This window comes from Leifsonia sp. McL0618 (assembly GCF_049994905.1).
Classification (GTDB): domain Bacteria; phylum Actinomycetota; class Actinomycetes; order Actinomycetales; family Microbacteriaceae; genus Diaminobutyricibacter.
The window spans coordinates 3,951,643-3,973,088 of the sequence record NZ_CP188258.1 but is presented as its reverse complement, the minus strand read 5'-3'; the positions used below and the strand labels follow the sequence as shown (position 1 = coordinate 3,973,088).

Below are 21,446 nucleotides of genomic sequence, written 5' to 3'. Positions count from 1 at the left end.
CAGGCCATCTTCCGTTCAGCGTTGTGGCGGTGGACTCGAGCGCACGAGTAATTCCATCGGACGGCGCGACGCCGGCGGGGACGATCCGGATGGGCTTGAACGTGGTCGTCGACCCCACCTCGAGATCGCTCATGAACTGATCCCGAGGCCGGCCGGTGGCTAGATATCTTTGAGGGTCCAGCGGATGAGCGTGGGAGCTCCGAGCGTGCCCTTGATGTCGCACAACGCGACGATGCTTGCGAAGCCGTCGTGGGTTCCTGGTGGCGGCGCCATGGAAACGGTGACGCTCCAGGATCCGTCGGCGTTCTTCGTGGGCGGCTGTTTTGGGTCGTAGGGGCGAAGCGTCGAGCCTGGTGTCTGGTTGATGTATTCGGCCTGGCCGAGAACGGCGCACGCGGCCCATGCGGTTGCCGCGTCGATCGGGTCGTCGGGTGACGGCGTGGACGGAGCGGGGGTCGCCGTCATCGTGACAGTCACAGTCGGCGTCGGCGCGGATGCAGGTGGGTCCCCGGCGGCTGCAGCCGAGCATCCGGAGAGCGCTGCGGCGAGGAGGAGCGCCCCAGCGCCCAGCAACGCGAATCCGGTGTTGTACTTGCGTCGTTCCATGTGATCCCCCGAAGTCGAGTCTTGAGCCGGACACCGTTGTTCGATTGCCCACATCCACTAATGTCCGCAGCTCGCAAAAGGGTTCCATCGGAAGGATTTTAGGGGGCACGGGGATGGCCGAACTGCTTCCGGTACGGCGCCGGCACACCCGAATCCTTGGAATATCTGTGTCGATGCGATCGTTGCCCTCAATACGGCGTTAGTTATAGGCTGAGAGCACTCTAGCCGCAAAGTAAGGAGGTTTCGCGTGACTCGACGCACTATCGCGCTCGTAGACCAGGCTTCTGACGCTGCGCGCATCTTGGGTGTCCAGGTCCGGGTAGCTCGGCATGCTCAGGGCTGGACAGCTGAGCAGCTCGGTGAGCGGTCCGGCGTATCCGAGCGCACTGTTCTTCAAGTCGAGAACGGGAGCCCTAGTGTCTCGATCGGCAACGCTCTGAACGTCGCCGCGGTCGCCGGAGTCCCCCTCTTCGACATCACAGACCCACGCACATTGTCGCGCGTTCGCGCGTCAATGGAGCAAGCCCTCACGCTGATCCCGTCGAACGTGCGGAACCGGAAGGAGCATGGTGTCTCCACGGACTTCTGAACCGAACCGCGCCTTCGTTTGGGTGTTTCTGCCACACTCGGTGGATCCCGTAGTCGCGGGTGTCGTCGCGCAATCACGGGACAGCCGTGGTCTCACCTTCCAGTACGGGGACTCCTACCTCGCCCGGCCCGACGCTATCGCCATCGGGCCCGACCTCGATCTTGGCGGCGAGGTTCACCCTCCGCGCCCGACCTGGGGCATGCCGCTGACGGTCCGTGACGCCATGCCTGACTCGTGGGGCCAGAGGGTCATCCAGCACACCCTTGGCTTTGACTCCGAGACCCGCGTTCCGGATCTTCGCGTGATGCTCTCGTCCGGGTCGGACCGTGTCGGCGCGCTCGACTTTCAACCTGCCTCCGGCCGTTATGCTCCCCGCACCGGGGATGCCAGCTTGGAAATCTTGGCGGACGGTGCAGCCCGGGTCCAAGATGACGGCGACCTCACTGGCGAGCTACGCCAGGCGGTTCGCAACAGCATGACCACCCCCGGTGGCGCCCAGCCCAAAGCATTCGTCGAATCCGATGGACGAAGGTGGCTCGCGAAGTTCACTGTCCGGACCGACACGGAGCCGCTGATCAAGGCGGAAGCGGCGGCGATCACCCTCGCCAGACGGGCAGGCATTTCAGTTCCCGAACACCGACTGGTCACGATGGGCGCTCACGGTGACATCCTCCTCACCGAGCGGTTCGACCGAACCCCAGGCGGCGCCCGCCGCCAGGTCGTATCCGGATACACGGTGGCCGACTCTTTGACAAGGGTCGGCTCGTACCCGGCGCTGGTCGAACGGATGCGTGGCCGGGCCACGGATCCCAAATCGGTCGGACCGGAGATGTTCCGACGGCTCGCGTTCGTGATGGCTGTCCGCGCCGATGACGACCACCTCAGAAACACGTCCGCCTTCTGGGACGGGACGTCGCTCGAGTTCACCCCCGCCTACGACCTTTCCCCGTTCATGGGCTCCGGGTCATCGCAAACGCAGACCTGGATCGGCAGCGACGGCGACCGACGGTTCAACCTTGCAGCGCTGTTGAGCCACCGTGCCTCGTACGACCTGTCGGAACGGGAAGCGCGCGAGATCCTGGACCAGGTCGTATCCGCCGTCAACGACGGCCAGCATGACGCCGCCGACGAAGCCCGGATGACCAGCAGGGAGCGTCGACTGTTTCTTGGCGCGATGCTCAGACCAGAGATCACCGACGGCCTCCCGAGCAGCTTCTCGCCGGGAAGCCCGTCGCCCGCCAATGTGGGTCGTCGCGCCCTGCAGCTTCACATGCCCGCCACCGACTTGGCGGGCCGGTGCGGGAAGCAGCGCTCTGGCGCCGCGGGGCGTTGCCGTAGGCGAGTCGGAGACAACGGCTGTCCGTACCACGGCTGATCAAACGACCCTGCCTCCACCGCATCGACCCGGCCTCGTGGAGTCCCGGCGGTAGCCGCATTCCCTCCCGGCCCGTCAAAGGGTCGGTGGGCGCGGCCGGAACCCGCCGCCGCAACCTTCGTAGGAGCGTCCCGACCATGAGCCGCTCGCTACGGCCGCTCCAAGCTACCTGAGGTCGGCTGAGGTGTTGGCCCACTCCGGGTACCATTCGGCGACGTCATCGGTCGTCGTCACGTAGTTGACGTGTGAGCCGTCCGCTCGTGCAGTGAGGATGTCGGCCGCGCGGGGTCCAGCGCCGTGGCTGAGCGAAAAGACGATGCTGCGGCCGTCGGGGGACGGTGACGGGACGGAAGCAAAATAGGGCTCTGGTACGTCGAGCCGGATTTGGCTAATTCCGTAACTGTGAGCATTGATGCGAACGAGGTGCCCATCCGTCGTCGATGACAGGAGAGACCTGCCGTCAGGTGACCAGGCGGCCGATTGGATCACATCCGGCATCAGGACTCCGTAGGGAGTGACCTGGGTCGGGTGGGAGCCGTCACGCCGTGCGATAAAGAGTGCCACTGCGGTGGTGTCGGGAACATTCGTAGGTTTCGTGCGAAGGAACGCGAACCTGTTGCCGTCAGGTGAGTATCCGACCGGGGTGTCGGGGTTGGCGAACGGGTTGGTGGTCAGCCGGAGCGGGTCTCCGCCGTCGGTTGCACGGAAAGTGAAGATTCCTGGTGTGTCCCCGCCTACCGCGCAGACGAATCGAGAATCGTCGGGAGTCCACGCGCTGCAGTACATGTCTGGCGGTTGGGCTGGCAGTGCGAAGAGCCTGAAGTGGCGCCCGTCAGGGGAGACTGTCGCTGGACGGAACGGGAGCAGGTTGCCTGTGCTGTCGGCGCGGAGAATGTTGCTGAGAAGGAGTTTGCTTGCGTCGTGTGACCAAACCGGTCGACCGAAATCCTCGAGAACCTGCGGCAGCTGCAGCTGGACCGTGCCGGTCCCGTCAGGGTTGGCTACGACGACGTGGGCTCCGCCGCCCGGGATCGACGTTGTGTATGCGATCCGGTCACGCGATTGGTGATGTTCTCCGGTCGCGTTAGCTGGTTCGGCAATCGCAGTCACGACGAGCACTGCCGCGATTGTCGACAGTGCGAGAATGCGAAGTGGGTTCCTCATGGTTGCGAGGTTCCCGCGACACAGGTTTGCTGTCAATACGCAGTATGCGTACTTCGCCGCTCCGGACCGTAACTCACCGAGGAGCTTCGTTCTTATTGTTCGGCCAGCGGTCCGCGGCGTGCTGGGCGGCTCCAAGAAGCTCGCACGCTTCGACGGCATCGCGCCGGTTATGGACCCCGAGCTTCTGGTAGATGTGTTCTGCGTGTTTCTGCGCGGTGCGGGGCGACATTCCGAGCCGGGCACCGATCCCTCGAGCTCCGACACCTTCGGCTTGAAGTTTGAGTACGAGGGTCTCGCGTTGGGTGAGCAGATCCCAACCGGACTGCATGTCGAGCCGGTTCAACGCCGTCCTGTGTCTGGCGAACGCGGTCAGAACGGGTGCGATCGCATCACATACTTCCCGATCCGCCGCAGACAAGCGTGCGCTGCTTCGGCCGAACACCCACGCGTCCACTTCCCCGTCAGGGGCGACGCCGGGCGGGACGGGGATCGCGAAGTGGTACTGGCGGCCCCAGAATGGGCGCATCGTTCGTGCCATCTCGCATTCCAGCCACGTCCGTTCGGTGACAAGGTCGGTCACGCTGAACGGGTCGTCGGGTTCGTCCGCGACGAGGTGACGAATGCCCGGATGTCCTGCTGCCGCTTGGCGCGTTGGTAGCCGCTCGAACGGCAAAAGCTGCCATGCGGATCCTGGTGTGATGTATACCGGTGCCGTCCAACCATGCCGTTCGTGGACGTAGAAACCGGCGATGTCGGCACCGACTACCTCCTGCGCGACAGCGAGGACCAACGGTATGCCGTCGGTTCCGAACGGGGCGGAGAACGCCGCGTAAGCGACTTCGGTCACCGCTTCCGTCGCTCTCGTAGCCCGAATCATGGTTACGTCCCCTCCACGAATGACCCGACAAGCCTCCTCGGCTCTCTCGGCAAGCGCAACACCTTCGGTGGGCGGCCGAGGGTGAGTCCTTCTCTGGTTCGCAGGCCGGCCGCTTTTGCTGATGCTTCTGAACCGGATGCCGTGAGCCGGACCCGCATACGCATATTGCGTATCGACCGGAACCCGCGCCAGGAATAGCGTCGCGTCGAACGGCGACTGTGATGTGATGGTCGCGGAATGGAGAACAGCGGTGTACGGAGTAGCGCGCACTCATCCTCGGACCTCAGCTATGTTCTTGGCGGCCTTCGTTGTAAGCGTGGGATTGTTTGCCGCCGCCCCCGCGCAGGCCGCGCCGACGGCGGTCACCTGCGGTCAGACCGTCGTTCACAACGTCATCCTCCAGAGCGACCTGGTCTGCCCGGCGTGGGGCCTTGTCATCGGTGCAGACAGGCTCGACGTCAACTTGAACGGGCACACCATCACCGGCCCCATCACCGATCCGAGCGTCGGCGTCGACATCGGGAACCATACCGGCACGACGATCCGCAATGGGACGGTCCGCGGATTCGGGACCGGTACCTCCGGTAACGGCGCGCATTACACCGTCGTCAGCGGCATGACCTTCGTCAACACGGTCGTCACCGGCGTGCTCCTTGTCGACTCCCAGCGCAACACCGTTCGTATGACTCACGTGACCCACGACGCGGGCGACCCGAACTACGCAGCCATCCTGCTCTACCACTCCGGCTACAACGTAATCGCCCTCAACGTTTTGACCTTCAATGGCGACGGGATTCTCCTCGACGGAGCAAGCCATAACACCATTGCTGGAAACACCTCATCCGACAGCGGCGCCGGCGTAGATCTCGTCAACAGCTCCGACGACAACACGATTACCGCCAACAGGACAGACCTCAACGGAGACTCAGGGGTCCTTCTTGATCAGCAGTCCAACGGGAACCGCATCACGCTCAACACCGCTGCTGGGAACGGTTTCGGCGGCGTCGTCGTCGGAGCGTCGGATCACAACACGGTCCTCTACAACATCACGAACAACAATGCAGGCTCCGGAGTGGTCGTCACTGATAACGCCGTCGGCACGCTTGTTCAAGGCAACCGGGCCAGCGGCAACGGGGCGAACCCGCCTGGATGCACACCGTTCTGCCCGCTCCTCGACGACGGCATCCACGTCGACGCTGCGACCACCCTCCTTCGAGCGAACACCGCGGACAATAACGCCGACCTCGGCATCGACGCAGTCGCTGGTGTCGTGGATGGCGGCGGGAATGAAGCGCACGGCAATGGGAACCCAGCCCAGTGTGCGGTCGTACTGTGCCGGCCGTGAGCGAACCCCACCCGAATGCGCTGCGCGATTGCACTCATGACGTGCTCGGGCATGCGCGAGGCGTCTGTTGGGTTGGCTCGTTCGCGTGTTCTGTTCTGGTTACGGGCGGGGCGTGTCTGGCAATCGGACGAGGGCCCAGTCGATGACGATGCATTCGATCTCGACTGATTCAGGCTCGCGCACGACCGGTCCTGGTTGACGGATGTCGCTGGTGTCTGTCATCGGATTCACCTCCTTGATGAAGGGTCCGACATTGACGCGGTGCGCTGCCATTAGCAGTTCCGCGTAGGAGAAGCGGACGTCAGCTGGTGATGAGGCCGAGCCGTCGTGCTGTTGTGACGGCGAGTAGCCGGTCGCCTACTCCGAGTTTCCGGTACGCGTTTTCGAGGTGTTTGCGAACCGTGGCTTCGGAGATCCGAAGGTAGTCGGCGATCGCGTGGGCGGTGCAGCCTTGCGCGACGAGTTCGAGGACTTCGACTTCGCGGGTGGTGAGACCGTATCGGAGCGTTGCGTCAGTCTCCGCGCTGCCGGTGTTCCGGTATGTGAGCGTGTGCTCGAACACCGTCAGGACGGTTTGGAGTCGGGTGGCGAGTTCGACTTCGTTGTCGGTGTAGTCGTGTCGGGTGCGATCGAATACCCAGCAGGAGCCCTTCATTCCGGTGACGCCGCGGACAGGTCCAGGGCGGTTCGGATCGTCATCTGCCATTCGGAGCCGTGCGGGTGGAGCAGGTCAGCGTAGACCCGGGTCTTCTTCAAGTCGCGCCGGCTTATGAGGTCGGAGGTCCTTCGGGGCAGACCATGGACTTGGTCGATTCCGGGGAACATCGACATGATGATCGGGTGGCCCCGGTACGTGGCGGCCAGCTGCCGCCCGATCTCATCAGCCGTCCCCCAGTCCTTGGTCGGCCCAGCGTATGCGATGGTGTCTGGTCGGGTGTCCAGTCGGGACCAGCTGACCCGGTCGGACCTGAGCACGGAATCGAGCATCATCGCCATACCCGCGAAGAGTTCGGCTCGTTCAGTTACCCCGGATATCTGCCAGGTGAGGTCCGCGACCCGATGGTCGGTGTCCGGCGCGTGAACAGTGATCGTCACGGTGCGCTCCTGTCGACATGGTCAGTGTCGACGCCCGGTCATCATAACGATCGAGCGCCCTGAGGGAAGGATAGACCGCCCGGGTGTCGCTGTCACCAGCCTGCTGCTGGCGGCACGGGGGAGCTGGCAGACCTCGTCACCGCACGCGCAGTAACCACAACCGTGCACCGACACTCTCGAACGGGTCTACAGGCAGCCGCGGGCAGCGAATGTGAAGGTCCTCCCATGCTGGGGCGATTGCAAAGCACAACGGCGGCGCGGGCGTCACCAACGCCGGCGGCGTCGACATGAAGGTCGGGGCGGGGGTCGACAGCGGCTCCGGATAGAGACAGAAACACGTTGTGACGATCGTGATCGTAGCTTTGAGAAGCATGGTCCGGCACCTCCACGCGACATGCTGCGCTCAGCTGGCCCCCGCCTGGTATCAGCGGAACTGCTAATACCGGGGGCGTCTGCTATGGAGGCACACTCAGAGCGGAGGTGCCACCATGTGCGAACCTGAAGCGATCGACCTCGACCACGTCGCAGACCGAACGCTCATTGCGTTTCCGGTTACTAGCGCCCTAACGCCCGACCATCTCCACGACGGCCGCGACCCGGGAACGCGCGGTCGCGCTCGGGCCTTGGGTGCCGCGCCGGCCAGGGGGCCGGGTGCGCGGTAGCGCGAACCGTGGTGGGACGATCGGGTCGGCTTAAGAGTTTGACGTTGGCCCGCCTAGCCATTACCGCAACTGCTGAGGTGCCAGAAGTTCGGGTCGATGGGGAAAGCGAAGAGCAGTACTAGGACTGTGGCGACCGCCGCCAATACGAGAATCGCGACTGCCACGAGTAAGAGCCGGTGCCCCATGTTGAGGAGCGCGGCGATCAGGCCGAAGGCCAGTGTGACCCCTCCGAGGGCGAGTGGCGCGAAGATTGCCAGGCTTTTCAGGTTCTCTACGAGCAGCGACACTTGCTCTTGAGCGGCGGTGAGTGATGGTCCTTCGCACGCAGAAATGGTTGTCGCTTTCCCAATCGGCCAGTAGAGGGCGGCCGCGATACCAACAATTGCGAGCGCGAGTGCGGCGGTAGTGATCGACAGAATCAGCGTGATTATCCCGAGAACCTTGGACCGGGAAGCGGGCGCAGCCGCGGTGCTCTCGGTCTCGGTTGAACTCACTGGAGGATCCTACCTGTCGCCGACGCTTGAGTCTTGGACGGTTTCGGCGCTTGAAAAGTGAGAGGCAGCAAGCAGCGAGACTGCTCTCAACTATGTACTGCCCAGGGTTGGTTAACCGGGTGATCGGTGGGACCGTGCCGATGGGGATGCGCCACAGGATAGCCGCTAAACGCACCACAAAAGTGTCGCTGAATGTACCACAGTAGCGCTGCGATGAGACGCTTGACGAGCTACTCCCCGAGCTTCCCGCCGTCGACGCGAACCCGGTCGGCGGCACACTTAGGCGCAAGCCGCCGACGCCCGTCTCACGCACCTGCGCACTCGAGGCGGAGACCACGAGATCGATGCCGTCGCGCGACGGCATGACGGGCGAACCGTTGCATTCGCGGTGAAACTGAAAGGCGCACCTGAAACCAAAGACGTGCGACACCTCCTCTGGTTGAAACACCTGCCGGGCGACGAACTTGCGGACATGGTTGTCGTCACCTCCGGACAGAACGCCTACCGACGCCAGGACGGCGTCGCCGTAGTACCGCTCGCACTTCTCGGCCCCTAAACGTGCGTTTCGCAGACGAATCGCCGTCACGGACATCCGCGCCTTGCCCCGATCAGTGATCGATTTCGGGCGCGGAGCCCTCAGAGATTACGCCGGGCGCGCTAGTGTGCAAAGTGCGCATCAGCCACTGCAATCAGGGCGGATTGCACTTGGATCGTGGTCTCCATTCGAATCGCCCGAGCGCAAGAGCTCCTCGGCCTCGATCTGTCGGATCCCGAGGTGTGGCTGGCCGCGAACCTTGCGTGCCGTGCGTTGAAACCGCGACTTCTGCGTGCATCCGGAGCCACCGCCGGCCGCACCCGAGCCCAAGGAAGGAGAACGCAGAATGAGGGCGATGTATTACGAGCAGTTCGGCAGGCTGGTGTCTGTTGCCGAGGTGGCGGACCCTATCGCCCCTGAGGGCGGCGTGGTGATCCGCGTCGCCGCGTCGGGGCTCTGCCGCAGCGACTGGCACGCCTGGGCCGGGCACGACGACAGTGTGCACCTGCCCCACGTTCCAGGGCACGAGTTCGTCGGCATCGTCGAGTCGCTCGGCGCCGGCGTGCAGAACTGGCGCATCGGCGACCGGGTGACGGCACCATTCGTCAACGGATGCGGTGTGTGCGAGTGGTGCCGGAGCGGCCAATCGCAGGTGTGCCCCGATCAGACTCAACCCGGATTCACCCATTGGGGCTCGCACGCCGAACGGGTGAGCATCCGGGGGGCCGACCTGAACCTCGTCGCCGTGCCCGACAGCCTCACCGACGACGCTGCTGCAAGTCTGGGCTGCCGCTTCGCTACGGCCTACCGGGCAGTCCGCGCTCGCGCTCACGTTCTGCCGGGCGAATGGGTGGTCGTCTACGGTGCCGGCGGTGTCGGGCTGAGCGCGGTGATGATCGCCACGGCGCTCGGCGCTCGCGTGATCGCGGTCGACCGCAATCCGGCCGCCCTGAAGTTCGCCCGGCGGCTCGGTGCTGAACACGGCGTCGAGGCATCGGACGTCACTCCCGCAGAGATCGCCGACGTCACCGGAGGCGGCGCCCATGTCAGCATCGACGCGGTCGGCTCGGCGACGACGAGCGCTGATGCCGTGCGCTCCCTTCGACGCCGGGGCCGGCACGTGCAGATCGGCCTGCTCTCGCCCGACCAGCTGCCGGTGCTCCCGCTCGACCGCATACTGGCGTGGGAACTCGACGTGCTCGGGAGCCATGGCATGTCGGCGGCCGACTACCCGGAGATGCTCGACCTGGTCGCCCGCGGCGCGGTGCGCCCCCAAGACCTGCTCGGCGCGGTGATCACCCTGGAGGAGGGCGCCGCACTACTTCCCCGGATGGACCACGCGACCTCGGAAGGCATCACCGTCATTCGGCCGACATCGGGATAAGGCTGACGTCACGCGACGGCACGCCCCCGAACCCGATCTGGCAGCAGTAGGACGGGCGGATGTAGCGCCGCGGGCAGAAACCCTCGGCTGCCCCGAACTGGGGGTAGACGTGCATTCTGCCTCCTGAAAACATGAGCGCGCGCCTCGAATGAGGCCGCCGAAACCCGAACACGAGCAACTCCTGAGTCAGGCAGCGCTACGGTCCTGTAACAGAAAGTGCTGACTGTGCTGAAAAGACATCGTGCGCGGATGATCGGCGGCGTTGCCGTCCTGGCGACGCTTGCCGCACTGGCATCGGGTGCTGTCTTCGCCTCACCGACCATGGCCGCCACCCCCACCTTCACCCTCAGCGGAACGATCACTGTGGACCAGCCGACGGGGCCGGCAGCTCCGATCGGCTACGCCCAGATCTGGCTGTTCTCCCTCTCTGCGAACGGAGGTTCGGGATCTCCGGTCGACTCGCCGCAGAATGATCCCGAGGTTGCACAAACGCTCCCGCTCACATCCGCCGACAACGGCAACTACTCCTTCTCCGGCGTCGCGCCGGGGCGCTACCGCATCTATATCGAGCCATACGGCGGGGCCCCATCGAGCTGGCTCGGCTCAGCGTATAAAGAGGAAAGCACCCTGATCACGGTCACGGACAGCGATATCAGCGGTCTGAACGACGACCTCCCCATCCCCGGGTCCATCAGCGGCACCATCGCGACCACCCCGGCGTCATGGCTGGCTTCGGCATACCCGAACGGTCTGATCCAGGCGGTCGCCTATCCGTACGACCCGACGACCGGCCTCTTCGACCCGGTGAATCGTTCGTTGTCGCAGAACGTCTCCAGCACGGGTTCGTACACGCTCGACGGCCTCATGCCCGGCGACTACCTGGTGCGGGTGTCGTGGCCGAATCGCGACGGAACCCCTCGACTGACCACGCAGTACAGTCCGAGCTCAGGTCTCGTGCATGTTTCGTCGGGCGCCACCACTGCCGGCGCCGACGTCACCTTGCCGTACGACGGCAACTACTGGGTGAACCGTTTTTCGGGTGCTGATCGCTTCGGAACTTCGGTCGCCGTCTCCAACGCTTTCTTCCCCTCCACCGGGCCGAAAGCGAAAGTCGTGTTCATCGCAGATGGTCTCAACTACCCTGATGCGCTGAGCGCATCCGCCGCAGCCGCGCGCCTCGGTGGTCCCTTGCTGCTCGTTTCGCCCACCGGCATCCCGGCGTCTGTAGCGACAGAGCTCCGCCGCCTGGCTGCGCCCGATATCGTCGTCGTCGGCGGCGAGGGCGCTGTCGGTGCCGCCGTGTACTCGCAACTCACCAGCTACGTGGCGTCGCCCGCCAACATCACTCGCATCAGTGGGGCGGACAGGTACGCCACATCTCGTGCGATCGCGACCTTCGCGTTCCAGGGCGCGAACGTGCAGTCGCACCTGGACGCGGTGTTTATCGCCACCGGTGCCAACTACCCCGACGCCCTCGTCGCGGGCGGTGCCGCCGGCTACGAGCAATCGCCCGTGATCCTCGTCAACGGCTCAGCGCCGACGCTCGACGATTCGACTATGGCCCTCTTGACCAGCCTGAACGCCGGCGACATCTACGTGGTCGGAGGCACGGGTGCCGTCTCTTCGGGTATCCAGGCCCAACTCGGCACACTTCCGAGCCCGGAGGTGATTCGCCTGGCGGGTGCCTCCCGGTATGACACCGCAGTCGCGGTCAACACCGAGATCTTCCCCTTTGCCGACTATGGTGTCCTCGCAACAGGAGCTGGATTCGCGGATGCCCTCTCCATCTCAGCAGTGTCCGGCGTCTACGGCATGCCGATGTACCTTTCAACGAAGGCATGCATTCCGCAGGTGTCCTGGTCGGCGGCATTCACGCTCGGCGTGGTCACCTATTACTCCGTCGGCGGTCCAGGCGCTCTGAGCGATGACGTGGCAAAGGGGCTCACGACGTGCAACGCCGGCCCTACCGCCGCGCCACTTCACGCGTCGGATGCTACTCGGACTGCACAGGCGCCAGCGCTGAGGCCGCTTGTGAATACGCTTACGGGCATCCCTCCCCGGCGCTGAACTCGGCTGCCGAAGCCGGTGGCGGGCGAGCTGGAAGTCCCGTGACTCCGGTGGCCCGGCATGACTATGGACACGGCGCTGAAGGTCCATGAACGTCCTCGATGCGCACGAAGGAAGATTAGGAGATCGTCGGGAAACCGCTCGGAATCAAGCCCCAACCACGCCGCGTAACCCTCCAGATCGCGGATGCTTCGGTTCCGGGTATTTCGACCTCACTGTCGCTGACGACGCGCACCGCTCGATCTACGCCAAGTACACCGCGATCTTCCAGTACTTTGACGCCCCGCTCGTCGGCCTCACCGTCACGTCGAAGGACGAGGTCGACCACAACAGTGACGACCCGATGAGGTGTCACGGCGTGACGAGGTCGGATCCCCACCAGGTCCACCATGACCCGATCAGCCAGAGGGCCTGCGCCGCCACGAAGACGGTCACGATCGTGATCCGGTAGATGCGTGATCGGGGTTGGGCGAGGGCGCCGAAGAGCGGAAACATCGGTGTGAGGATTCGCAGCGTGCTCGTCTGCGGAAAGAAAACGGCGAGCACATAGAGTGCGTAGCTGGCGATCCACAGGCGAAGGTCCGTCCCGAGCCTTCGCACCGGTCGACTGAAGAACGCTGCGATGGCCCCACCGATGGTGAGCGCCAGTAGTAGCAACCCCCACGGCGGTGCGAAGAAGAAGTTTGCGCTCTCGATCCATGGCGCGAACGGCAAAAGGGAGGTCGCGCCCAGATCGCGGGCACGCCACGCCAGCTCGGTCGCGGTGTAGGCCGACAATGATCCGGTCGCGATCCAGGCAATGGCCGGCCAGAGCAAACCGAATCCCGTGGCGAGAAGGGTAGCCACGATCGAGAGTGGTCGCTGGCCCGGCAGCCAGGGATCTCGCCGTCGGTTTCGCCACCGCAATGCCACATGGGCCGCGAGCGTCAAGGCAAAAGCGATCTCGCCCGGTCTTGTCAGCGACATGATGGCGAGCGCGGGTATCAGCCAGCCGTATCGGCGGCGGAGAAGCAGGTAGAGGGCCAACGCGACGAAGAAGAGGTTCATCGATTCGGCGTAGGCGACCTGGAGGATCGGCGAGAGCGGCGAGACGCAGAGTAGGACCACTGCGAATCGTGCGGTGTTCGAAGGTAGTACGAGGTGCATCAGGCGGTCGAACACGAGCACGAACGCGAGCGAGAACGCGACCGACACTGCCACGGACGCGAAGTTCCAGGACAGCCCCGTAGTTGCCATGAGTGCGCGGACCAAGAACGGGTATCCGGGCAGGAACGCCCAGGTGTTTGCGACCACGGCACCCGACGCGTTGTGGGGAAGGACGGACGGATAGCCGTGGAGTGCGACCTTGTGATACCACCCGGCATCCCAGAGCTGTGAAAGGGCCGCATACCTGAGCGGGCTGTCCGAGGTCGGACGCGAACCGACCTGTGTCGCCGTCGCGACCATGATCGCGGTCGTCAGAACCCGTGAAGCCAACCAGGTCAGGCCTACACGGACCCACCACGGAAGAGAGCGCCCACGCACCGGCGACCCAGAACGGTCGGACGTGTCGAGTAGCTCGGCCTTTGGCGTGGATGTCATGGCACCGACTTATGGTGTCGCTGCGCCGGAGATCGGTTCCAGAGCCGCAGTGTCATGGTCGTATCCACCGTGTCGGGGGCTGGTCTCTGGTCGCAATCGGGGTACTGGGAGTAAAGTCACATTACACAGCCTGTATCGCATCCGGTTTGATTCCTATGGGCCGGGGTTGTCAGTTCTCTCAGATTGTGAGGGGCTTGCTTCGAGCGGGGATTGTTGCCGTGTCGGTGTTGCTGCGCGACAGGGCGACATGCCAGATCACTGGGAGTTCAAACGTTGAGAGCCGGGCCTGTCCCCGCGCCGTATCAAGAGCGGCTGCGTGACCGTGATCCTCGTCGGGGGCACAACTCATGCTGGCAACTGAGAAGTGAGGCACGCCACAACGGATCGAGGCCGCCCGCGAACCTCCAGGCGGATTCAAGCTCGTAATCGCAAGTCGCAAGATCAAAGCCCTGAGGCCCCTGAGTTTCCACTCGGGGGCCTCAGGGCATTTGGGGACACAGCGATCCGCTCACCGGCTTCTCGACGACATTCAGAGGCCGGGACGGCGGACCAGCCCGATGGCAATGAGGGCGAACCCGACCAGCCCTATCACGGCGGCGATCTCTTCTGGCAGGCCGACCAGGTCGAGCACGAAGAAGAGCGCGACGAGGGCGAACGGCAGCCAGCCGACGATCCTGGCGCGCCACGCCGCGCCGGCGAGCAGCACGAGGGCGACCGGCATGGCGAACAGGAAAACCGCGGTGAACGGCGGGGCCGACATGTGGAACTGGTCGATCACGTCGGCCGAAGCCCCGGAACGGGCGACCGCGAGCAACATGACGTGGCCTACCGGGATGAGCGTCTGCCCCAGGATGCCAAACGCCCCGACCACCGCGGCGATGTTCGCCAAGACCATGCCCCGACCGCCCACGGCGCCGACGATCGCGAACACCGCGCCGATTGCGCACAGCGCGATGAGGAATTCGAGTGCGATCGTCGACTGTAGGGCAGCGGAGTGGGCTTTCGCCTGTGCGAGCTGCGCCTTCGATGAGGCATTGGAGTCGACGGGATCGATGGCGGAGGTAACAGCGATGAGGACGAACAATGCGACCATTGCAACGGCTCCCGTCCAGGTGCGTAGCTGTCGGCCGATCGGAACCGCCGGAGCGGCATCCGTTTCGCGTTGCGGCCAGATGACTGTGGTCATGAGCTCTCTTCCTTATCTCGTGTAGGTCGATCGACGTGAACCGTGCTGGTTCGGATGCGCTCAATGCTGCGACGGCGCGCCCGTCGCGTCGTCCGCCGGGTGGCGATTGCTGCCATCCGACGGGTGTCCACCGGGTCATCCGTGGCGATGACGCACGTCGTCCCCGGCGACGACCGAAGGCGACCTGACCGGCAGTATTGTCAACTCATGAAGTGGCTAACGCGCTGGCGCGGTCACGGTCGACCGGTAGGCCTGGTCGACGTCGTCGCCGCGCTTGCGGTGACGACCATCGCGCTCATCGAATGGTGGGCGACCATCCTGAGCGGGCCCGCGTGGGCGATCATCGGCAGCGCCGTGGCATTCGGGCTCTGCGTACTCTTTCGACGTCGCGCACCGATGTGGGCAACCCTCGCTGTCGCGACGCTCTTTCCGATCGGCGTGCTCCTGCACGTACCGGTCGACAACAACCTCGGTGGGGTGCTGGCACCGCTCCTCGTGATCTATTCGCTCGCCGCATCCTCGCCCCTCTGGCGCGCGATCATCGGCGGGGTCGTGCTCTTCGTGTGCCTCGCCTTCACGGTGTTGATGGGCGTTGCCGGTGCCCTGTGGGCGACGGTGCTCATCGCCGCCCCAATCGCGGCTGGCCAGGCGATCCAATCGCGCCGCACACTCATCGACGAACTGCGCCAGACGCAGCGTGACCTGCAGTCGAGCCGGGACGAGCAGGCGCGAATCGCCGTCGAAAGCGAGCGCATCCGCATCGCGCGCGAACTGCACGACGTCGTGGCGCATGCTGTGAGCATCATGGTCGTCCAGGCGACCGCTGCCGAGACCGCGGTGGCAGCGGAACCCGCCAAAGCGATGGCGGCGATGTCGGCAGTGCAGCGCTCGGGGCGACAGGCGCTCGAAGAACTGAGACGGATGCTCGGCATGCTGCGTCCCGAGGCTGGGGTGACTCCGGACCTCGCGCCGCAGCCCGGGCTGGCCTCGCTCGATTCGCTCGCACGCGAACTGGGTGAGGCGGGGGTCGCGGTGAGAATCGAATCCGACGGCGCCATCCCAGCGCTCGCTCCCGGCCTCGACCTCGCAAGCTATCGAATCGCCCAGGAGGCACTCACGAATGTGCTGAGGCACGCGCCGGGCGCGGGCGTTACGGTCGGACTCGCCGCCGAGCACGGAACCATGCGCATGAGGATCGTTAACGGGCGCTCGACCGGCGACCCCGTGCAATACGAGGGGTCGGGCAACGGGCTCGCGGGCATGCGGGAGCGGGCGGAGCTCTACGGTGGGCACCTCGAGGCGCGGCCCACTGCATCCGGGGGATTCGAAGTGCTCGTGACGCTGCCCATCGAGGAGCCTGCGTGAGCATCCGGGTGCTGATCGCCGACGATCACGAACTCGTGCGAAGCGGATTCGCGATGATCCTGAACGCCGAGGACGACTTCGAGGTCGTCGGCGAGGCGGCCGATGGGTCCGCCGCGGTCGAACTGAGCCGGGCGCACGAACCCGACGTGGTGCTCATGGATGTGCGAATGCCCGTGATGGACGGCGTCGACGCCACTGCCGCCATCACCGCGACAACACGTGCCCGGGTGCTCATGCTGACGACATTCGACCTCGACGAGTACGTGTACCGCTCGATCAAGGCGGGCGCCAGCGGATTCCTGCTCAAGGATGCGCCGCGCGACCAGCTCACGCAGGCTGTGCGCATCGTGGCCGGCGGCGACGCCCTCCTTGCACCCGCGGTGACCCGGCGACTGCTCGAAGACTTCGTCCGGCGTCCGGAACCCGGTGCCCGTCCAGAGTCGGTCGCCGGATTGACCGTGCGAGAACTCGAGGTGCTGCGGCTGCTCGCCAAAGGCAAGACGAACGCCGAGATCGGGGCGACGCTCTACGTCGCAGAGACCACGGTCAAAACCCATGTCGCCCGGCTTCAGACCAAACTGGGCCTGCGCGACCGCGTCCAGGCCGTTGTCTTCGCCTACGAATCGGGGCTGGTGAGCCCAGGCGAATGACCGCATTTCCCACTTCAGGCAGTCCGGCGCGCGAACGCAGCCAGCGCGGTTCACACGGGTTGACTCGGCCGGAAGGAAAAATAAACTCAACTCCCGGGCGCAGTGTCTCAACTCGGGTGAGAAAAGTCTCGGGTGCCGTGAGAAACGACACAAGCAGCTTGAGCCGTGACACGTGGTGTCACGTGACTCTGACCCGCGAGTTCACCCTCGACTCTCACAGACAAGTGTCAGCAGCGAAACGGCTGCTTCGTCCCGATGCACACGCCGGGCCCGATTGCTCTCGTCCAAGCGGGCTTATACCGCGGGCGCGACCGCGTAGAAGGCTGCGGCCTCGGTTCGGTTGGTAGCGCCGAGCTTTGCGAGGATCGCGGAGACGTGCACGGATACCGTTTTCGGTGAGATGTAGAGGCGGCTGGCGATCTGCCGGTTGGTGAGTCCCTCTGCCACGAGCGCGAGTATTTGCCGTTCGCGCCGAGTGAGCGGTGAGACACCGGCAGCGTCGGGGCGCGGTTGTGGCGATACGTCTGGCACGTTCAGGCGGGCGCGAGTGACGAGCTCGCGTGCCCACCGGGTGATGAGGGATGCCCCTTTGATGGGCGCTTCAGCGATCACCTGCTCGAGGAGGGTGGCCGCTTCTTCGCGTTGGCGGCTCGCGAGAAGAGCCTCGGCCAACCGGACACGCGCGAGGTGAACGTACCGGTTCGGGATACGCCCCTCCTCAGCCTGAGCGAGCGCATCACGCCACGCTGAGACCGTGTCGTCTGAAAACGCACCCGCGAGGGCCCCGAAGGCGGAGGATTGCGAACCCGTGGACGGGAGCGCCCGAGCGCGTTGAATCGCGGGCAACAGCCTGGCACGCAGTGCTGGCTCGCGCATCGCGAGCCAACCCACCATGGGGAGCAGATGCTGTGTGAGCCCCGGGCGCTCCCAGTCGAGAACGGTCAGGATCCGTTCCGCGAGTGCGTTCGAACCCTCGACAGGACGGTACGGTGCAGCCTCCGTCAGCGCGGCATATCCGTCGAGCAGCAGCCGACCGACGATGTTCTCGTCGTTGCCTTTGTCTGCGACCACCTCCTTCTCGCGTTCCCGGAGAGCGCGCGAACGATCGCCTTTGTCGTCCCAGAGGGCCGCCATCGCTAGAACGAGGAGAATGCTGTTCTGGAAGTACGGCGTGGTGGGGAGGAACGGGAGTGCCCTTTCACCGCAGACGACGCCGAACTCGACGTCGCCCAGGTCGATCGCCGTCTCGGCGAGGTTGAGACTGAGGAACGCGCCAAGCCCGCGTTCTTGACCGGCGGCGACCGCCTCGTCATATGCTCGTCGCCCGACCTCGATGCCTTCCTGATACTCACCGATCATGAGTAGGTGACCGGTCAGATTGACCATGGCGGAAAGATGGGTTCCGACGTCTGAAGCCACCGCCGCAGCCCGGCGCAGGTCGACACCACCGCCATCGAAATCCCCCCAATCGTCAAGCCACCCCGCCCGCGCGAGGAGAGCGTATGTGAGAGAGGCAGGGTCTCCGGCAGTCTCGGCGAGTGCCACGGCACTGTCCGTCACTTCACGGGCTGTCGAGGAGAGGAGTTGGTCGGTGATCGCCCGGGTCGCATCGATCCACGCCAGTAGCGCGCGTTCTTCAGGCTCGCCGTCGCCATCCAGAAGCCTTCGCGCCGCGAGAAAGAACTCCGATGCCTTGCCGCGACGTCCCGCGCTGCGGTGCCGGCTGCCGATTTCGAACAGCAGCCGCGCACGCAGCAGCGTCTCGCCGGGTTCGGCTAGTCGCAGTCCGACCTCGGCGGCCTTGAACGCTTGTTCGCGTTCGCCGGCGTCCTCATATGCGCGCGCGACCTCCAGCGCGACAGCAGCGCGCGAAAGTCCCGCTCGCAATTGTGCATCGGGTACCAGTGACCAGAGTTCGAGCAGGCGTTCGCCGAGCGAGGCGGCGGAGATCGGCGCGAGCGTGTCGTTCGCATGATCGCGCGCCACGAGGATGGCATCGAACGCATCCGGGATGCGACGGGCTCTGAGCCAGTGTTCGGCCAATTCGGCCGCGTACTCCCGGTGACCGTCCGACACGCGACGTTGGAGGGAGGAGGCGTATCGGGCATGCAGATCCACGCGTTCCCCGGGCAGGAGAACATCGTGCACGGCCTCCTGGATGAGCGCGTGCCGAAACCGGTACCCATCGCGTTCGGTGACCAGCACACTCGCATCGACCGCTTCGCGCAAACCGACACGGAGCGAGTCAGGGCTGCCATCGTAGACCTCGGCAACCAGGTCGTCGTCGACATACACGCCACCCCCAGCCACCGTCACGACCACACCGGCTGCCAGGGGGCTCAAACGCTCATAGCGGGCCAGCACGACGTCGCGGAGCGTGACGGGTAAAGGGGTGCCGATGTCCGCCGCGGCGAGCTCCTCGATGAAGAACGGCACGCCCTCGCTGCGGGCCGCGATCGCCGCGGCTTGGTCGTGCCCGAGGCCTCCGCTGACCGCCCGGGCGATGTGCTCGGCGTCCGCTACGTCAAGCCGCATGAGAGGCAGAGTGGTGACCGTGCGATGACGATCCAACTCGGCCAGAAGTGCGTGGAGCGGATGAGAACGGCCGACGTCATCGGATCGGTACGTCATCACGGTCGTCACATGCGCAGAACGCGGCGTGATGCTCAGCGCCGTCATCAGGGCGAGAGTTGCCGGGTCCGCCCAGTGCACATCTTCGAACACAAGGACCAGGTGGCGAGCCAGGCCCAACCCTGTGACCACTCGCTCCACGGCCTCACCGATGAACTCCGGAGGGACATCTGGCTTGATGTCGGAGTCCGGCGCGAGTTCAGGCACCAGAGCAGAAAGGGTCCTTACGGCAAGCGCCGCGCCCGCGGCGTCCCGGAACTCCCGATCGCCGACCAGGGCATACAACTCGCGAAGCATCCGACGGATTGGAGTGAACGGGGCACCGAAATCACCGAGGTCCACGCACTGTCCAGTCGCGACCACGACAGGCGGACTTTGTGGCGCGGCCTCGACCTCGTGGAGAAATTCATCGATGAGGCGCGTCTTGCCGATGCCGGCTTCACCAGACACGAGCGCGATGTGCGCAACGCCCGCCGAACCCGCAGCGAACACCTCGCGCATCACCGCCAGCTCGGCCGCACGGCCGACCATGACGGGGCTCGTCCTCGTGGAGGCCATAGAACATGGTCCCACGCGCCATACGCCCCGAGAAAGAGCCCGCTGATCGACGAAAACGAAGCATAAGAGTCACGTGAGAAACGCAACGTCCAACTTGGTTGAGAAGAGCCCACATTTCGTGAGACGTCACAGTGTGCGGCGGTGTTGTTGCTCCGGCACCGGTGCCAGACACCTGCGCCGAAGCTGCCGTGCATAGATGTCAGGTGAGCGACAAACGTGCCGCACGCATCCCCTTCATCGCCCCACGGAATCCCTTTCGTGTGAGCTTCGACCTTGACACCCACCGAGGGCGTCCGACCCTTTAAGAATAACCCCATGGACTTCGACATGAACGACACCGTCGGCGGCTACGCTGTGCCGGTTGACCCGATGGACCTGCTGCAGTGCGACAGCTGCCAGTAGGCGTTTCTAAGACTGGGTGAAGCCTCCGCTTGTCGGGGGCTTCCGTCGTTTGTGAGTGAGTCGTCTCGTCGACATGCCTGCTCAAGCATATGCACGAATCCGTGACCCCTGAACTGGGGTAGTACATTGGGCGTCAGATGATTGACTGATCTGTCTACCCCTGTCATCCTCCCGCTACACACATTCTGTGCGTACGCAGGTTGGAATATTAAGAGGATGCACGTTGAAGAAATTCATAGCAACAGCTCTTGCCGTTTCTGCATTACTTCTAGGCGGGGTTGCTGCCGCCGCACCAGCACAAGCGTCGCCGGCCGTCTCCAAGGCAGCCGACGTCGGCGTCAACCCGCTTGGAGCCTGTTCCGCCGGCTACTACTACCGATCGACGGGACGAGGAGCTGACACCTTCGGAGCGGTCGGGACACAGCAGTCTGATTACAACGGAACCGCAACGCCAGCGATCGTGACGTTCACGTCGAAGACGTCCGGCACGGTCAGCGCCACGTACAGCGGCAGCACCAATGTTGCGCTCTCTGTCGAGATTGCCAGCATCTCGAGCACCTACGGAATCTCCGCATCCGTGAGTAAGACCGTCACGCTCGGCAACTCCATCCAGTTCACCGTGCCTGCGCACAAGACAGGGAACGGCACCTATGGTGCCTACAAGGCCTACGTCACTGGGGTCGAGGAATGGTGGACGAACACCTGCGTCGTCACGAGCAGCTACTCGAAGACCATCTACAGCCCTTACAAGGTCGGATGGAACATTTGGATCAGCTAAGACGACTCCGGTCTGTTGTGGGGGCGGCGCTCCTCGTCGCCTCCATGGCAGGTTGCACATACACGCCGCCGACCCCACCGGCGCCGATCCCCGTTGAAAGCC

The 21,446-nt window shown here is 64.7% G+C and carries 18 protein-coding genes; 9 read left to right on the top strand and 9 right to left on the bottom strand.

The features are described 5' to 3' along the window. Positions 1-159 precede the first annotated feature (159 nt). Complete coding sequence (locus tag ACPPVQ_RS19055; protein WP_426516857.1) at positions 160-606, bottom strand: hypothetical protein; 447 nt, start codon at positions 604-606, stop codon at positions 160-162. Positions 607-853: 247 nt separating this feature from the next. Here ACPPVQ_RS19055 and ACPPVQ_RS19050 point away from each other — a divergent pair, with 247 nt between their 5' ends. Together ACPPVQ_RS19050 and ACPPVQ_RS19045 are read left to right on the top strand one after the other, a co-directional pair. Then, the gene (locus ACPPVQ_RS19050) at positions 854-1,195 is read left to right on the top strand and encodes a helix-turn-helix transcriptional regulator (protein ID WP_426516855.1); all 342 of its coding nucleotides are present in this window, start codon (positions 854-856) and stop codon (positions 1,193-1,195) included. 40 nt (positions 1,196-1,235) lie between these two features. Beyond that, entirely contained in the window at positions 1,236-2,570 is a 1,335-nt protein-coding gene (locus ACPPVQ_RS19045; RefSeq protein WP_426516853.1) for a type II toxin-antitoxin system HipA family toxin, read from the top strand. Between the two features lie 165 nt (positions 2,571-2,735). Here the strand turns inward: ACPPVQ_RS19045 and ACPPVQ_RS19040 are convergent, their stop codons facing one another. Beyond that, positions 2,736-3,734 carry a TolB family protein gene (locus ACPPVQ_RS19040; RefSeq protein ID WP_426516851.1) on the bottom strand — a complete coding sequence of 333 codons (999 nt, stop codon included), beginning with the start codon at positions 3,732-3,734 and terminating at the stop codon, positions 2,736-2,738. Positions 3,735-3,807: 73 nt separating this feature from the next. Then, entirely contained in the window at positions 3,808-4,524 is a 717-nt protein-coding gene (locus ACPPVQ_RS19035; protein WP_426516849.1) for a response regulator transcription factor, read from the bottom strand. Between the two features lie 403 nt (positions 4,525-4,927). Between ACPPVQ_RS19035 and ACPPVQ_RS19030 the strand changes: the two genes are divergently transcribed. Further along, the gene (locus ACPPVQ_RS19030; RefSeq protein ID WP_426516847.1) at positions 4,928-5,956 is read left to right on the top strand and encodes a right-handed parallel beta-helix repeat-containing protein; all 1,029 of its coding nucleotides are present in this window, start codon (positions 4,928-4,930) and stop codon (positions 5,954-5,956) included. Positions 5,957-6,257: 301 nt separating this feature from the next. Here the strand turns inward: ACPPVQ_RS19030 and ACPPVQ_RS19025 are convergent, their stop codons facing one another. The 3 genes from ACPPVQ_RS19025 to ACPPVQ_RS19015 all read right to left on the bottom strand — a co-directional run bounded on the left by ACPPVQ_RS19025 (position 6,258) and on the right by ACPPVQ_RS19015 (position 8,207). Then, positions 6,258-6,611, bottom strand: coding sequence for a response regulator transcription factor (locus tag ACPPVQ_RS19025; RefSeq protein ID WP_426516845.1), 354 nt, complete (start codon positions 6,609-6,611; stop codon positions 6,258-6,260). After that, a complete protein-coding gene (locus tag ACPPVQ_RS19020; RefSeq protein ID WP_426516843.1) occupies positions 6,608-7,051 on the bottom strand; it encodes a hypothetical protein in 444 nt (147 codons plus the stop codon). Before ACPPVQ_RS19020 ends, ACPPVQ_RS19025 begins: the two co-directional genes overlap by 4 nt. Before the next feature lie 715 nt (positions 7,052-7,766). After that, a complete protein-coding gene (locus tag ACPPVQ_RS19015; protein ID WP_426516841.1) occupies positions 7,767-8,207 on the bottom strand; it encodes a hypothetical protein in 441 nt (146 codons plus the stop codon). A 388-nt stretch (positions 8,208-8,595) separates the two neighbouring features. Here ACPPVQ_RS19015 and ACPPVQ_RS19010 point away from each other — a divergent pair, with 388 nt between their 5' ends. The 3 genes from ACPPVQ_RS19010 (at position 8,596) to ACPPVQ_RS19000 (ending at position 12,193) form a co-directional block, all read left to right on the top strand. Beyond that, positions 8,596-8,763: a hypothetical protein gene (locus ACPPVQ_RS19010; RefSeq protein ID WP_426516839.1), complete on the top strand. Its 168-nt coding sequence runs from the start codon at positions 8,596-8,598 to the stop codon at positions 8,761-8,763. Positions 8,764-9,088: 325 nt separating this feature from the next. Further along, a complete protein-coding gene (locus tag ACPPVQ_RS19005; RefSeq protein WP_426516837.1) occupies positions 9,089-10,126 on the top strand; it encodes a zinc-binding dehydrogenase in 1,038 nt (345 codons plus the stop codon). 249 nt (positions 10,127-10,375) lie between these two features. After that, positions 10,376-12,193, top strand: a complete 1,818-nt coding sequence (locus tag ACPPVQ_RS19000; protein WP_426516835.1) for a cell wall-binding repeat-containing protein — start codon at positions 10,376-10,378, stop codon at positions 12,191-12,193. Between the two features lie 351 nt (positions 12,194-12,544). Here the strand turns inward: ACPPVQ_RS19000 and ACPPVQ_RS18995 are convergent, their stop codons facing one another. Both ACPPVQ_RS18995 and ACPPVQ_RS18990 read right to left on the bottom strand, forming a co-directional pair. Further along, positions 12,545-13,669, bottom strand: a complete 1,125-nt coding sequence (locus tag ACPPVQ_RS18995) for a hypothetical protein (protein ID WP_426516833.1) — start codon at positions 13,667-13,669, stop codon at positions 12,545-12,547. Positions 13,670-14,303: 634 nt separating this feature from the next. Then, positions 14,304-14,960, bottom strand: a complete 657-nt coding sequence (locus ACPPVQ_RS18990; RefSeq protein WP_426516831.1) for a hypothetical protein — start codon at positions 14,958-14,960, stop codon at positions 14,304-14,306. Positions 14,961-15,167: 207 nt separating this feature from the next. On the opposite strand from ACPPVQ_RS18990, the gene ACPPVQ_RS18985 reads away from it, so the two are divergent. Both ACPPVQ_RS18985 and ACPPVQ_RS18980 read left to right on the top strand, forming a co-directional pair. Continuing rightward, positions 15,168-16,325, top strand: a complete 1,158-nt coding sequence (locus ACPPVQ_RS18985) for a sensor histidine kinase (protein WP_426516829.1) — start codon at positions 15,168-15,170, stop codon at positions 16,323-16,325. Continuing rightward, on the top strand, positions 16,322-16,975 hold the full coding sequence (locus ACPPVQ_RS18980) for a response regulator (protein ID WP_426516827.1): 654 nt from the start codon (positions 16,322-16,324) through the stop codon (positions 16,973-16,975). The genes ACPPVQ_RS18985 and ACPPVQ_RS18980 overlap by 4 nt, the downstream gene beginning before the upstream one ends. A 294-nt stretch (positions 16,976-17,269) precedes the next feature. Here ACPPVQ_RS18980 and ACPPVQ_RS18975 read toward each other — a convergent pair whose 3' ends face one another. Then, positions 17,270-20,164, bottom strand: a complete 2,895-nt coding sequence (locus tag ACPPVQ_RS18975; protein WP_426516825.1) for an AAA family ATPase — start codon at positions 20,162-20,164, stop codon at positions 17,270-17,272. A gap of 625 nt (positions 20,165-20,789) precedes the next feature. Between ACPPVQ_RS18975 and ACPPVQ_RS18970 the strand changes: the two genes are divergently transcribed. Further along, entirely contained in the window at positions 20,790-21,344 is a 555-nt protein-coding gene (locus ACPPVQ_RS18970; protein ID WP_426516823.1) for a hypothetical protein, read from the top strand. The last annotated feature ends 102 nt before the right edge of the window (positions 21,345-21,446 follow it).

What these genes read in the sequence shown, in the direction of transcription:
- ACPPVQ_RS19055 (WP_426516857.1), bottom strand. Translation starts at nt 606, where the DNA reads ATGGAACGACGCAAGTACAACACCGGATTCGCGTTGCTGGGCGCTGGG.
- ACPPVQ_RS19040 (WP_426516851.1), bottom strand. Translation starts at nt 3,734, where the DNA reads ATGAGGAACCCACTTCGCATTCTCGCACTGTCGACAATCGCGGCAGTG.
- ACPPVQ_RS19025 (WP_426516845.1), bottom strand. Translation starts at nt 6,611, where the DNA reads ATGAAGGGCTCCTGCTGGGTATTCGATCGCACCCGACACGACTACACC.
- ACPPVQ_RS19005 (WP_426516837.1), top strand. Translation starts at nt 9,089, where the DNA reads ATGAGGGCGATGTATTACGAGCAGTTCGGCAGGCTGGTGTCTGTTGCC.
- ACPPVQ_RS19000 (WP_426516835.1), top strand. Translation starts at nt 10,376, where the DNA reads ATGATCGGCGGCGTTGCCGTCCTGGCGACGCTTGCCGCACTGGCATCG.
- ACPPVQ_RS18990 (WP_426516831.1), bottom strand. Translation starts at nt 14,960, where the DNA reads ATGACCACAGTCATCTGGCCGCAACGCGAAACGGATGCCGCTCCGGCG.
- ACPPVQ_RS18985 (WP_426516829.1), top strand. Translation starts at nt 15,168, where the DNA reads ATGAAGTGGCTAACGCGCTGGCGCGGTCACGGTCGACCGGTAGGCCTG.
- ACPPVQ_RS18975 (WP_426516825.1), bottom strand. Translation starts at nt 20,164, where the DNA reads ATGGCCTCCACGAGGACGAGCCCCGTCATGGTCGGCCGTGCGGCCGAG.